Origin of the sequence: Mesorhizobium loti, from assembly GCF_003148495.1 — a bacterium.
GTDB lineage: Bacteria > Pseudomonadota > Alphaproteobacteria > Rhizobiales > Rhizobiaceae > Mesorhizobium > Mesorhizobium loti.
Genome location: NZ_QGGH01000010.1, coordinates 33,985 through 47,355, shown reverse-complemented (window position 1 = coordinate 47,355; position 13,371 = coordinate 33,985). Strand labels below are relative to the sequence as shown.

The window sequence follows — 13,371 nt, the reverse complement described above, 5'->3', positions numbered from 1 at the left end:
AGATGTTTGATCCCAGGCTTTGATTGGGCATCCTTGTCTTCCGAAAAGCGAAGGGCGCATTTTACAGCCGCGGTCAAACACTCGGCCGCACTATGGAAGCCACTGACGCCTGCCTTTTCAAGATCTTCACTCTCATCGATACTTCGGCAAGAGGCTCCCCTGCTTCTGGGCAGGGCATTCTGATGCGCCGGATCGCTGGGATTTCATTGGCGGCCAGCAACTAACGGGGTGCGACGGCCGTGCTCTCTCGCACAACCAGCCTGATTGCCAGTTCGCGTTGCCTCAGGTGAAGTCGTTGCGACGGCGAGGCGAGGATATAGTCGGCAGCAATGCGCCCCATGTCGCGCGCAGGCACTTCCAGCGTCGTCAGTTCGGGTGAGGTCAGTTCCGCAATCTCCAGATTGTCGAACCCAACGATCGAAACCTCTCCCGGCACTGCGATGCCCGCTCCGTGACAGTATTTGATTGCGCCAGCGGCGAGGATATCGCTGCCGCAAAAAACGGCGGTTGGTCGCCTCCTGTCTTCCATCACGCGTTTCATCCCGGTCTTGCCGTCGTCCAGTCTGTAGGCGCCCTCGACAACAGGCACCGAGGCGAGATCGATGCCCGAACGTTCGAGTTCGTTCAGGAAGCCGTCGCGGCGCCCGGCCGCGCGATCATTGTCCTGGGTGATACCGGCGATCATCCCGAGCCTGGTGTGGCCGAGATCGAGCAGGTAGCGCGCCGCGGTGCGCCCGGCCTTCTCGTTGTCGAAGCCCACGGCCGCGCCAGCTTCGGTGGCCCTCGACGTGTAAGTGTAGACATAGCCGATCCGCTTCTGCTCGAGCATGGCCAGCGTTTCGGATCGGTGCGTCGAGCCAACAAGGACAATGGATTCGGCACCTCGTTCGACCAGCAGGCGGGCCTGCTCGTACTCGAGGTCGATGTCGTAGGTCGAGGTGTTGATGATGAGGGAGACGTTCTTTTCGGCAAGCCGCGCCTGGAGCCCGTCGACCATCGTGGCATAGATGGCGTGGTCCAATGTCGGGATGATGGCGCCGACCAGCCTTGTCCGGGTCGACCGCAGTGCCCTGGCAGAGCCATTCGGCACATAGCCGAGATCGCGCGCTGCCCGGGCCACGCGCTCCCGCACGGTTTCGTTGACGGTGGGATTGCCGTTGAGGACGCGCGAGACGGTGGCTGGCGAACAGTTCGCCAGCCGCGCCACGTCGATCAGTTTTGCACCACCATCCTCGGTATCCATCGAGCCTCGAATCCGCCGGTTTCGAGAAACCGTTTTCTAGATGACACACTTCTTTTCTCAACGCCACAATCATCTTTCTTTCACAAAAGGCCAATTTCAGGGCTTGACAGCCTTTGGAAAACTTAAGAAAACGATTTCACAAAGCGCGCAACCTATAGCGCGAGACCAAGGGGAGAGAAATGCTCAACGGCATAAAAGTCGTCAGCTTCTGCCATTTTCTGCAGGGGCCCGCAGGGGCTCAATACCTCGCGGACATGGGCGCGGATGTCATCAAGGTCGAACCGATTGACGGCGCCCATGAGCGCCGCTGGTCGGGCGCGGACGTCTATGTCGAAGGTGTCAGCGGCTTTTATCTCTGCGCCAACCGCAACAAACGCTCCATCGGCATCGACCTCAAGAGCGCCGAAGGCAAGCAGGTCGCCCGCCGCCTCATCGCCAGCGCCGACGTGGTGATGGAGAATTTCCGGCCCGGCGTATTCGCCAAGCTCGGCTTTGACGATGAGGCGCTCCGGGTCATCAATCCCAATCTGATTTTCGCCTCGGCGAGCGGTTTTGGCGCGACAGGCCCGATGGCACTGAAGCCCGGCCAGGATCTTCTCGCCCAGGCGCGCTCCGGCCTGATGAGCGTTACCGGAACCCCGCAGCGCGGCCCTACGCCGGTGGGGGCTGCAATCGTCGACCAGCATGGCGGTGCATTGCTTGCAATGGGCATTCTGGGCGCGCTGGTGCGCCGCCTGCGCGACGGCAAAGGTGCGCGCGTCGAGGCAAGCCTGATCAACTCGGCAATCGACCTTCAGGGCGAGGCGCTGGTCAACTACTTCGCTGGCGGCATGACCCGCCAGGTGCTGAACCGCGAGGTGAATCTGGCGACGTGGTTCCATGCCGCGCCCTACGGTGTCTACCCTGCCACCGATGGCCACGTGGTGGTGTCTCTGTGTGATTCTTCCGTGCTGGCCGAAGCGCTCGACAGTGACAGTCTGCGCGAGGCGGTTGGTGTCGACCGCTACGTCGAACGCGACGATTATGCACGCCGGCTGGCCAATGCGACGGCGCGGTTTGCGGTGGCCGAACTTGCCGAGCGCTTTGATCGCCATGGCATCTGGTGGGCACCCATCAACTATTACGACGATCTGCTGGCCGATCCGCAGCTCAGCCATGCTCAGGTGTTCCGGCAGGTCAGCGTACGTGGCCGCACGATCCATCTGGTCAATCACCCCAACCGCTACGACGGCGAGGTGCCCGCGCTGCGATACCTCGCCTTGGAGATCGGCGAGCACACGCGCGAGATCCTGGACGAGCTTGGCTATGGCGATGGCGAGGTCCAGCGCCTGCTGGCGTCGAAGGCCGTGGTCGCTTCCCGGGAAAAGGATGATGCCGTGGCAAGGAAGGCTTCGTGATGCTGGACCAGACTTCCCCAGCTGCAATCGGCATTGCTGTTCCCGAGCAGGCAGCGTCCATCAACCGCGGACTTGCGCTCGTGACCGGCGGCCGTCGCGGCATCGGCCGGGCGATCTGCGTTGAGCTCGCGCAAGCGGGTTTCGATGTTGCCGTCGTCGACGTCGTCGATGACGGAAACGCCAGCGAGACCGTGGATCTCGTGCGCAAGCATGGGCGAAATGCCGCTTTCTACCACAAGGACATTTCCGAAACGGCAGACAATTCGGCACTCGTCCAGCGCATCGAAGGAGATCTGGGCGAGCTGACCTGCCTCGTCAACAATGCCGGTGTGCAAGTGTCCGTGCGCGGCGATCTTCTCGATGTCACCGAGGAGAGTTTTGATCGGCTGGTCGGCGTCAATTTGCGCGGCACATTTTTCTTCACCCAGGCGGTGGCCCGCGCCATGCTTGCCCGGCCGCAGACCCTGGTCGAGCGCTCCGTCGTCACGATCACGTCGGCGAATGCCGGTCTCGTCTCGCCGGAAAAAGGGCCGTACTGCATATCCAAGGCCGGACTGTCTATGGCCTCGCAGCAGTTTGCCATTCGTCTGGCGGATGCGGGCATCCGGGTCCACGAGATTCGCCCCGGCCTGATCCAGACCGACATGACCGCCGACGTCTATGAGAAATACTCGGCGCAGGTCGAGGCCGGGCAGCTCTCGGCGATCAGGCGATGGGGCCAACCCGAAGATATCGCCCGCGGCGTGGCGACACTGGCCATCGGTGGCATGCCATTCAGCACCGGGGACATCTACCACATCGGCGGCGGCATGCAGATGCACCGTTTGTGAGCTTTTTTGAGTGGGCCGAGAAAACGATTTCTCGGTTTGGAGATGACGTGATGAAGGACGCAGTTCTCGAAATGCGCGGCATCCATAAGCGCTTTCCGGGTGTGTATGCGCTGAACAATGTCAGCTTCGCCGTGCACAAGGGCAGCGTGCATGGCGTGATCGGCGAAAATGGCGCCGGCAAGTCGACGCTGATGCGCGTCCTGTCAGGCGCATTCCTGGCCAATGAAGGGCAGGTTGTCCTCGACGGGAATGTGGTGGCTACTCCCACGCCAGAGCGCATGCTTGAGCTTGGGATTGCGGTCATCTACCAGGAGCTCGCCCAGGCTCCGCACCTGACGGTCGCAGAGAACATTTTCCTCGGGCGCCTTCCTAGAACACGGCTGGGCACCATCGACTGGCGCCGGGCGAAAACCCTGGCACAGGAGGTCCTCGACAGGCTGGGTTTCCGTGTCGATCCGGCCGTCCGCATCGACACCATCAGCGTCGCGCAGCGCCAGATGGTCGAGATCGCGAAGGCGATTGCCCGCGAGGCCCGTATCGTCGTGCTCGACGAGCCTTCCGCCGTCCTGGGCGACGCCGAGCTTGAACACCTTTTCAGGACGATCAGGCGGCTGAGCAGCGAGCACGGTGTTTCGTTCATCTACATCACGCATCGCCTGAGAGAGCTTTATGAGATCTGCGATGAGGTCACCGTCCTGCGAGACGGAAAGGTCGTCGCCTCCATGCCGATTGGCCAGACGACCACGACCGATCTCATCCGCCATATGGTCGGGCGTGAACTCAAGGACGTCTTTCCGCCGCGCGCGCAACCGGGTGACGGAATTCGTCTTGAGGTGCGCAACCTGTCGCGGAGCGGCGTGCTGAAGGATATCTCCTTCGATGTCCGGCGGGGCGAGATCGTCGGCATCTGCGGGCTTGCCGGCGCGGGCCGGACCGAAGTGCTGCGTGCCATCGCCGGCGCCGATCCAATTGATGGAGGTGAAATTAGGATCGACGGCCAACTCGTCGTCCTCGACGGGCCGCGCCGGGCGCTTGCGCACGGCGTCGGCCTGCTGCCAGAGGATCGCAAGACCGAGGGGCTGTTCCTCGACCAGTCGGTCGCATTCAACGTCACCGTTTCGCAGATGATGTCGTTGACCCGCAGCGGCCTGATCAGCGGCCGTCGCGAGCACGAGGCTGTCTCCCGGTTCATTCAGCAGATGCGCATCAAGACGCCAAGCCCCAGCACCAAGGTCCGCACGCTGTCGGGCGGCAATCAGCAGAAATGCGGCATTGCCCGTCAACTGCATGCGGGGACGGAAATCCTGCTGGTCGACGAACCGACGCGCGGCGTCGACGTCGCAGCCAAGCGCGAAATCTACGACCTGCTCGCCGAACTGACATCGAAGCAAGGGGCAAGCGTCGTGATGGTCTCATCCGAATTGCCGGAAATTCTCGGCCTCTGCAATCGCATCATCGTCATGCGCGAGGGAACCATTTCAGCGGTTCTCGAGGGCGAGCACGCGACCGAGGAAACAATCATGGCCCACGCGGTCTGGCAGTGAGGAACGACATGAGTACGCGCAGCTACCAACAATTCATCGGCGGGCGGTTTGTCGAGAATTCAGGCTCCGGCTCGATCGAGCGCCGGTCCCCGGCAAGCGGAGACCTGGTCGCCCGCTTCGCCGATGGCACGCCCGAGGATGTCGATCTTGCCGTGGAGGCGGCGCGCATCGCTTTCGAGGAAGGGCCGTGGCCGCGTAGAAGCGGCATGGAGCGCGCCGAGGTCCTGAACCGCCTTGCCGATCTGATCCACATCAACCGCGACCGGCTGGTCAGGATTGAGGTCGAGGAAGCAGGCAAGCCGATCCGCTTCGCGCGCGGCGACATCGATGGTGCCGCCGGCCTGACGCGCTACGCCGCGTCGCTCGCAATGCAGATGTCCGGCCTCACCTATACGAACATCGGCGACGGCAAGACGGCGCTGATCAGCCGCGAAGCGGTCGGTGTCGTGGCACTCGTCACGCCATGGAATTTCCCGGCGCTGATCCTGTCGCAGAAAGTCCCGTTTGCGCTCGCCGCCGGCTGCACTGTGGTGCTGAAACCATCGGAGTTCACTTCGGGCTCCGCGTTCGAGATTGCCGCGCTAGCGGCGGAGGCCGGCGTGCCGGCCGGCGCCTTCAATGTCGTCAGCGGCTATGGCGCAACCGCCGGCGACCATCTGACCGGGCACCCGGGCATCGACTTTGTGTCCTTCACCGGTTCGACTCGCACCGGCAGCCGCGTCGTCGGCAACACGTCCCGTCACCTGGTCAAATCCTCGGTCGAGCTGGGCGGCAAGTCGGCCAATATTGTCTTTGCCGATGCGGATCTGGAAGCCGCGGCGGACGGCGCGCTGATGGGCGTGTTCTTCAACAATGGCGAGTGCTGCGTTTCCGGTTCGCGCCTGTTCGTGCAATCCTCCATCGCCGACGATTTCATCGCCAAGGTGGTCGCGCGCTCCCGCAAGATGAAGGTCGGTGACCCATTCGACGACGACACGGATATCGGCGCGCTGATCGATCACAACCATCTGGCCAAGGTGGCCGGCTTCGTCAAAAGCGGGGTCGAGGACGGCGCCCAACTCATACTCGGTGGCAACGTAGCGACAAAGGCGGGCGGTCACTTTCACGAAGCGACCATCTTCGACCGGGTCGAGCCTCATATGACGATCTTCCGCGAGGAGATCTTTGGCCCGGTGCTGAGCATCACCCGGTTCGATACGGTGGATGACGCGGTGCGGTTGGCCAACGACACCGCCTATGGGCTGTCCAATTACATCTGGTCCAAGAACATCGACACAGTTCTGACCGTCGCCAAACGCCTGAAAAGCGGCTGGGTGCAGGCCAACACAATCATCGACGGTGCGCCGCAGCTGCCGCTCACCGGGGTGAAGGGGTCCGGCTTCGGCTACGAGATGGGTCAGGCCGGCTTCGAGGAGTTCACCCAGCTCAAGACACTACTCATCCAGACCGGGCCGCGCGCTCCGGTGTTTCCGGTCTGAGGCGAGCCATGACCATTCCGCGCCTCATCGTCACCGATGTCGACCGTACCTTGCTTACACACGACCATATACTGCCGCAGCGTGTGGCCGACGCGCTGGGCATGGTGCGGAAGGCAGGCATCACAGTTGTTCTGGCGACGGCGCGCTCGCCGCTTGGCGTGAAGCCCTACGCGGAACGGCTCGGAGTTGCCAACCTCGTCATCTGCTTCAACGGCGCCTGGATCGGCGATGTCTCGACCGGCATCGCGCTGTCGGAGCAGCGGATCGGTCGCGCCGATGCGCTGCACGCCATGGCATTGGCTCAGGCTGCCGGCGTGCGGCCGATGTGGTTCACCGGCACCGCCATTCACGCGCTTGCCGAAGACCCGCTTATCGTCCGCGAAGCCGCCGTGACCAACGAGCCTTTGCTGTTGACGGACGCGATTGAAGGCCTGCCGGGGACGCCGGGCAAGATCATGTGCGTTGCAGCTCAGCCGGCCGATCATGGGGCCTTTGGAGCGCTGCGCGAAAAGCTCGGCAACTGCCTGTCGGTGTCGGGATCGCATCCGCGTCTGCTCGAAATCGGACCGGCAGACGCCTCCAAGAAGGTCGCCATCGCGACCGTTGCGGCCAAGCTGGGAATTCCAGCGGGAGACTGCGCCGCTGCCGGCGACGCCGAAAACGATCTCGCCATGCTGGCCTGGGCCGGAATGGCGGTCACGGTCGGCAACGCGATTCCGGAGGCCAAGCGCTTGGCACAGTTCGTCGGACCGTCCTGCGACGTTGGGGGACTGGCCGATGCGGTGGCCTGGCTGATGCAGCCGAAACTAACCCTCGCAACGGCTGACCAAACGGGAGGAAGGAATGGTTGAGATGACAACTGGACATGGATTGGCGTCGATCCGGCCGGGGTCGGTGGGACGCCTGCGAGGCTGGGCGCAAAGCCTTGGCCTGCTCTGGGTCCTGATCGTGTTGTGCGCCTTCGCGGTGTATCTGTCGCCGAGCTTCATCCAGACCGGCAACATCTTGAATGTCGGCCGCCAGGTCGCGCTGTTTGGCATCGTCAGCGTCGGCATGACCTTCGTCATTCTGACGCGCGGCATCGATCTTTCTGTCGGCTCCATCGTTGGCGTCGTCGCGGTTGCCACTGCGCTCCTGCTCTCGTCGGGCGTTCCGATCCCGTTGGCGGTGATCGCGGCGCTGGGGATGGGAGCCTTGTTCGGCGCCATCAACGGAGCCGGTGTCGTTTTCTTCGGCATGCCGCCCTTCATCATGACCCTCGGCACGCTGGTGATGGGGCGTGGCATCGCCATGACCATCGCCAACGGCGAACCGAAGACGCTAGGCGATGCTTCGGATGCTTTCTCCTATCTGGGCAGCGGTTTTCTCCTCGGCATTCCCGTGCCGATCTGGATCTTCGTTGCCATCGCGGCCGCGGCTTTCGTCATCCTGCGACACACGCCTTTCGGTCGCCAGATCTACGCGGTCGGTTCAAACACCGAAGCGGCACGGCTTGCCGGCATCAACGTGCCGCGTGTGCTGATGTCGGTCTATGCCATCTCCGGAGTGCTGTCGGCGCTGACCGCCCTGGTTTTTGTCTCGCGGCTTACCGTTGGTGAGCCCACCGCCGGCACCAATCTGGAGCTTGAGGCCATTTCGATCGTCGTTATCGGCGGCACCAGCCTGTTTGGCGGCGAAGGCGGCGTGATCGGTACCGTGATCGGCGCCGCGATCATTGCTGTCATGGCTAATATATTGAATTTGCTAGGCATATCGCCTTTCACGCAGCAGATCGTGAAGGGCGCCATCATCATCGCTGCGGTGATGTTCGAGGTCTACCGTCGCAAAAGACGGTCCTGACATCCATGCGCGGCGGCACTTGCCGGAAGGGCTGGCCGTCGCGCTTTGGAGCCTGAAATGAAAAACAATGGAGGAGTGAAAAAATGACCAGTCGCAGACATTTCCTACAAACCACTGCAATAGCCGCAACCTTGGTATTGGGCGGCATGATGCCGGGCCTGGCTTTGGCTCAGGAGAAAATCAAGATCGGCTTCAGCCAAGGCACCATGAACCATCCTTGGCGCGTGGCCATGGTGGAGGGCAACAAGAAGTACGCAGCCGAGCATTATCCGGATGTCGATCTCATCGTCACTGACGGTAACAATGATGCTTCCAAGCAGGTGGCCGATGTCGAAAGCCTGATCGCACAAGGCATCAAGGTGCTGATGATCTCGCCCCTGACGGAGCAGGCACTGACGCCGGTCGTCAAGGAAGCAATGGACGCTGGCATCAAGGTTGTGACGCTCGACCGCAAGGTCAACACGCCCGTCACCGTCCATGTCGGTGGCGAGAACCTGCCGCTCGGCGTTGGCGCTGGCGAATTCCTCGCGAAGAAACTGAACGGCAAGGGCAACATCATCGAGTTGCAGGGGACGGCTGGGGCATCGGCCACCATCGATCGCAACAAGGGATTTGCCGAAGCGATAGCAAAGCACCCTGACATGAAGGTGATTGCATCGCAGAACTGTGACTATACCCGCGACAAGGCGGTGAAGTTCATGGAGGACATGGTGCAGCGCTTTGGGCCTGGCCAGATCCAGGCCGTGTACGCGCACAATGACGAGATGGCGCTCGGCGCGATCCAGGTACTGGAGGCCGCCGGGCGGCTCAATGAAGTGGCGGTGGTCGGTATCGACGGCCAGGAAACGGCCTTCGAGGCGGTCAAACAGGGCAAGCTCGCCGCAACCTTCGTCTATCCTTTCGTGGCGCCGGAAGGGATCGAGACCGCCTACAAGGTGGCCAAGGGTGAGGAGGTCCCTGAGACGATCACCCTGCCCACGGTTTCGGTGACGCCCGACAACATCGCCGACATGATCGGCAAGGGCTTCTGAGACAGTCTTCCACGAACAAGGGGACGCCGCCCGATCACGCGGCGTCCCACAATCTCGAAAAAGGAATTCCGATGACGAGCGACAAGAAACCGTTTGCTGCCCATGGCGTCATTCCGGCCTGCCTGATGCCGTTCACCGCCGATTTGGATGTTGACGAAAGTGCCTACCGCAAGCACCTCGCTGACGTCTCCTCGGTCGAAGGCATCTCCGGCATCACCATCAATGGTCATGCGGCCGAAGTGCATGCGCTCACCATCGACGAACAATACCGCGCGATCGTGATAACCAAGGATGTGCTGCAGGACCAGGTTCCGACTATTGTCGGTGTCTATACAAACTCCAGCCTTGAGGCCGCACGTATCGCCGCCTACGCGGAGCGGGAGGGTGCCGACGCGCTGCTGGTTTTCCCGCCTGACTTCATGACGCTCGGTGGCCACCTACGGCCGGAGATGATCGTCGAGCATCTCAAGCGCATCACAGATGCGTCCAAACTGCCGATCATCCTGTTCCAGTACCCACTGGCATCGAACCTTGCTTACCCACTGCCGACGTTGCTCGAACTCTGCCGCCGCTTTCCCTCGATCGTCGCGATCAAGGACCAGTGCGGCGATGGCAATTTGCATGAACGCCAGATACGCGACCTGAAAGCTCTCGACCGTCAGGTCAACACCCTTACCACCCACAGTGCCTGGCTGCTCGGCTCCCTGGCACTTGGCTGCGACGGGCTTCTGTCGGGCGCCGGCAGTGTCATTGCCAGCCTTCAGGTTGCGCTGTTTCGTGCCGTGCAAGCAAACGATCTCAAGGCGGCCAAGGCGATCAACGATCGCATCTACCCGACAGTCAGGGCCTTTTACGACGCGCCGCTTCTCGATATGCACAATCGCATGAAGGAGGCTCTGGTGCTGCTCGGACGGCTGGATGAATCCCATGTCCGTCCACCTCTGATGAAGCCCGCACCAGCCGAGATCGAGAAGATACGCGCCCTGCTGGCCAAGGCCGGCCTGCGTTCGGACACGCTGTATAGGAAGGTTGCCTGATCGATGACGGATCGCCTTGTGCAGGCATCAGAACCAGCGCCGGGCATACGGCTGCTGACGCTCAATCGGCCTGAAAAGCTGAACGCGCTTTCCAAGGCGCTGCTCGGTGAACTGCGCGATTTGCTCGCCAGCTGTGATGCCGATGCGGCAGTCGGTTGCTTGGTGCTGACAGGTGCTGGCCGCGCCTTCGCGGCGGGCGCCGATATTTCCGACATGCTGGAGCGCGGCGTCGCCTCTTACACCGATCCCGACCGACTGGCCTGCTGGCGCGCCATAGAGGCATTCTCCAAGCCCATCATTGCCGCCGTCAATGGTTATGCTCTGGGCGGCGGGCTGGAGCTCGCGCTGCTGTGCGACATCATCATTGCTTCGCAGACAGCTCAATTCGCGACGCCGGAAATCAAGATCGGTTCATTCCCTGGCGATGGCGGCACGCAGCGCCTGCCGCGCCTGGTCGGCAAATCCTTTGCCATGCAGATGGTGCTGACAGGCGACATGGTCGATGCGGCGCTCGCGGAGCGCAAAGGACTTGTCAGCGAGGTCGTGGCGGCCGACAGGCTCCTGCCGCGCGCGCTGGAGATCGCCGCTGCCATCGCCGCCAAGTCAGTTGCCATCACGCCCTATGCCAAGAAGGCCGTTCAGGCGGCATTCGAAAGCGACCTGCAAAACGGGCTCGAGATCGAGCACCGGCTGGCCGTCGAGGCGTTCGGCAAGGAGGACCGGATTGAAGGGCTGCGAGCCTTTGCCGAGAAACGGGCGCCTGTCTTCAGGGGCGAATAGGACTGAGGAGCAAGGGCCGGCGGCCGGTCTCGCGGCGCCGGTGAACAGGCGCCTTCGGGCGCGAGTGGAGGCAGAATATGTGGGATTACATCATTGTCGGCGCAGGCTCGGCCGGTTGCGTGCTGGCCAACCGCTTGTCCGAGGATCCCGACGTCAAGGTCCTGCTGCTGGAAGCCGGCAGCCGGGATTGGAATCCGATGATCCATATTCCTGGCGGCATCGGCAAGCTGTTTGGGCCGGGCGTCAACTGGCGGTTCCACACGGTGCCGCAGACGAACCTCGACAACCGCTCTATCTGGTATCCGCAAGGCAAGACGCTCGGCGGGTCGAGCTCAATCAACGCAATGATCTATATCCGATGCCAAAAGGAGGACTACGACAATTGGGCAGCACTCGGAAACGACGGCTGGGCTTATGAGGATATCTTGCCCTATTTCCGCAAATCCGAGGACAATGACCGGCTTGCCAATCGCTATCATGGCCAGGGTGGTCCACTCGCGGTGTCGGATCAGGTCGGCCCGCATCCATTGACCCGGGCCTTTGTCCGCGCCGTGCAACAATATGGGCTGCCCTACAATCCAGACTTCAACGGCGACACCATGTATGGTGCAGGCTTCTACCAGGTCACCTGCCGCGACGGGCGCCGCCGCTCATCGGCTGTGTCCTATCTGCACCCGGTTAGCGGCCGCCCCAATCTGACGGTCATGACACACGCCCGGGTCGCACGGATCGTTGTCGAGAAAGGCCGCGCCGTCGGCGTCGAACTTTCCGAGGGTAAGTCGCGGAAGGTGCTGCGCGCCGAAAGCGAGGTGATCCTATCGGCAGGGGCCATAAACTCGCCGCGCTTGCTGATGCTGTCGGGTATTGGACCGGCCGACGAGTTGAAAGCTCTCGGCATCGCGCCGGTCGCCGATCTCAGCGGTGTCGGCCGGAACCTGCAGGATCATCTCTGCACCAACGTCCATCTGACGCTCAGGGATCCGATCAGCTATGACGGCGAGGATCGCTATCCCAAGGCGCTGCTGCACGGCATACGGTGGCTGCTCTATCGCAATGGCCCTGCCGCCTCGGTCATCGTCGAGGGCGGTGGCTTCTTCCAGAGCGACGGAGCGAAGCGGCCCGACCTTCAGATTCACATCGCGCCAGCGATGGTGGTGCGCGGCGGCCAGACGCGGCTCGACGGGCATGGCTTTACCATCAATTCGACATTCCTTCGGCCGCGCAGCATTGGATCCGTCAAGCTGCGCTCATCAAACCCCGCCGACGAGCCGCTGGTCGACCCCAATTATCTGTCCGACCCCTATGATCGCGGCATGGCGCTGAAATCAGTGCGGATCATCCGGGAGGTGCTGACACAAAGCGAGATCGCCAAGTTCATCAAGGTCGAACGGTTGCCAGGGCCGACTGCGAAGACCGACGAGGAACTGATGGCCTACATCAGGCAATATGCCTGCTGCGACTATCACCCAGTCGGCACCTGCAAGATGGGCGTCGACGAGACCGCGGTCGTCGATCCCGAACTGCGCGTGCGCGGAATCGACGGTCTGCGGGTGATCGACTCGTCGATCATGCCAGTCCTGATCAGCGGCAACACGAATGGGCCAACGATGATGATCGGCGAAAAGGGCGCCGATCTGATCAAGGGGGTGCAGTCTGCACGCGCCCGCCACATGGTCGCAGCAGTAGCGTAAGTTTTCGGAGACCAGGCCGGTGCAATTTCTTGTTTTGTCTCGCCGTCGCACGGAACAGTTCAGCGATGCTGATTTCGATCTATTGGTCCCAGACGAGGCTGCACAGGCGCGTCATCTCTACAAGATCGGCTTCACACGCCAGATCTGGCATCGTGGCGACAGGCCCGGTGCCTGTCAGATCGTCGAGGCGAGGGACGAGAGCGAGGTTCGCAAGAAGCTGGCGACGTTGCCCCTGGCAAAGGCGGCGATGCTCGACTTCGAAATCATTCCGCTAAAGCCCTATGCCGGTTTCATTTCGTTGTGAACGCCGCCTTGGCAATATCCTCTTGCACGCGGCAGGGTGCGCGGGGTGGCGCGCCTCCAGCGCTGCTGCCGCTGCGGTCGTTGAACTGAGGCAGGATCCGAACGCCCAAGCCGCTCATCAATTTGGAGAGGAAAGCGACCGCGGACCTAAAAACACGTAAGCCGCCCCGCGTTGCGACAGGCTGCTGCAATAGTCCC

General features: G+C 62.2%; 12 protein-coding genes. 11 read left to right on the top strand and 1 reads right to left on the bottom strand.

Translation table 11 applies throughout. The annotated features are described in order from the left end of the window. Positions 1–220: 220 nt before the first annotated feature. Positions 221–1,243, bottom strand: a complete 1,023-nt coding sequence (locus C8D77_RS27055; RefSeq protein ID WP_109669919.1) for a LacI family DNA-binding transcriptional regulator — start codon at positions 1,241–1,243, stop codon at positions 221–223. A 179-nt stretch (positions 1,244–1,422) separates the two neighbouring features. On the opposite strand from C8D77_RS27055, the gene C8D77_RS27050 reads away from it, so the two are divergent. The 11 genes from C8D77_RS27050 (at position 1,423) to C8D77_RS27000 (ending at position 13,174) form a co-directional block, all read left to right on the top strand. After that, entirely contained in the window at positions 1,423–2,640 is a 1,218-nt protein-coding gene (locus tag C8D77_RS27050; protein WP_109669917.1) for a CaiB/BaiF CoA transferase family protein, read from the top strand. Next, positions 2,640–3,470 (top strand): 3-ketoacyl-ACP reductase, encoded by an 831-nt coding sequence (locus C8D77_RS27045; RefSeq protein ID WP_109669915.1) that lies wholly within the window; start codon positions 2,640–2,642, stop codon positions 3,468–3,470. Before C8D77_RS27050 ends, C8D77_RS27045 begins: the two co-directional genes overlap by 1 nt. After that, positions 3,353–5,014, top strand: a complete 1,662-nt coding sequence (locus tag C8D77_RS27040; RefSeq protein WP_245951885.1) for a sugar ABC transporter ATP-binding protein — start codon at positions 3,353–3,355, stop codon at positions 5,012–5,014. Before C8D77_RS27045 ends, C8D77_RS27040 begins: the two co-directional genes overlap by 118 nt. Positions 5,015–5,022: 8 nt before the next feature. After that, the gene (locus tag C8D77_RS27035) at positions 5,023–6,492 is read left to right on the top strand and encodes an aldehyde dehydrogenase family protein (RefSeq protein ID WP_109669911.1); all 1,470 of its coding nucleotides are present in this window, start codon (positions 5,023–5,025) and stop codon (positions 6,490–6,492) included. 8 nt (positions 6,493–6,500) lie between these two features. Beyond that, positions 6,501–7,343, top strand: coding sequence for an HAD hydrolase family protein (locus tag C8D77_RS27030; RefSeq protein WP_109669909.1), 843 nt, complete (start codon positions 6,501–6,503; stop codon positions 7,341–7,343). Beyond that, positions 7,336–8,331 (top strand): ABC transporter permease, encoded by a 996-nt coding sequence (locus tag C8D77_RS27025; RefSeq protein ID WP_109669907.1) that lies wholly within the window; start codon positions 7,336–7,338, stop codon positions 8,329–8,331. The genes C8D77_RS27030 and C8D77_RS27025 overlap by 8 nt, the downstream gene beginning before the upstream one ends. Positions 8,332–8,414: 83 nt before the next feature. After that, positions 8,415–9,362 carry a substrate-binding domain-containing protein gene (locus tag C8D77_RS27020; RefSeq protein WP_109669905.1) on the top strand — a complete coding sequence of 316 codons (948 nt, stop codon included), beginning with the start codon at positions 8,415–8,417 and terminating at the stop codon, positions 9,360–9,362. A 71-nt stretch (positions 9,363–9,433) separates the two neighbouring features. After that, the gene (locus tag C8D77_RS27015; protein WP_109669903.1) at positions 9,434–10,399 is read left to right on the top strand and encodes a dihydrodipicolinate synthase family protein; all 966 of its coding nucleotides are present in this window, start codon (positions 9,434–9,436) and stop codon (positions 10,397–10,399) included. A gap of 3 nt (positions 10,400–10,402) precedes the next feature. Continuing rightward, the gene (locus C8D77_RS27010; RefSeq protein WP_109669900.1) at positions 10,403–11,179 is read left to right on the top strand and encodes an enoyl-CoA hydratase-related protein; all 777 of its coding nucleotides are present in this window, start codon (positions 10,403–10,405) and stop codon (positions 11,177–11,179) included. A 77-nt stretch (positions 11,180–11,256) separates the two neighbouring features. Beyond that, a complete protein-coding gene (locus C8D77_RS27005) occupies positions 11,257–12,870 on the top strand; it encodes a GMC family oxidoreductase (RefSeq protein ID WP_109669899.1) in 1,614 nt (537 codons plus the stop codon). Between the two features lie 19 nt (positions 12,871–12,889). Beyond that, complete coding sequence (locus C8D77_RS27000; protein WP_109669896.1) at positions 12,890–13,174, top strand: muconolactone Delta-isomerase family protein; 285 nt, start codon at positions 12,890–12,892, stop codon at positions 13,172–13,174. Positions 13,175–13,371: the final 197 nt, after the last annotated feature.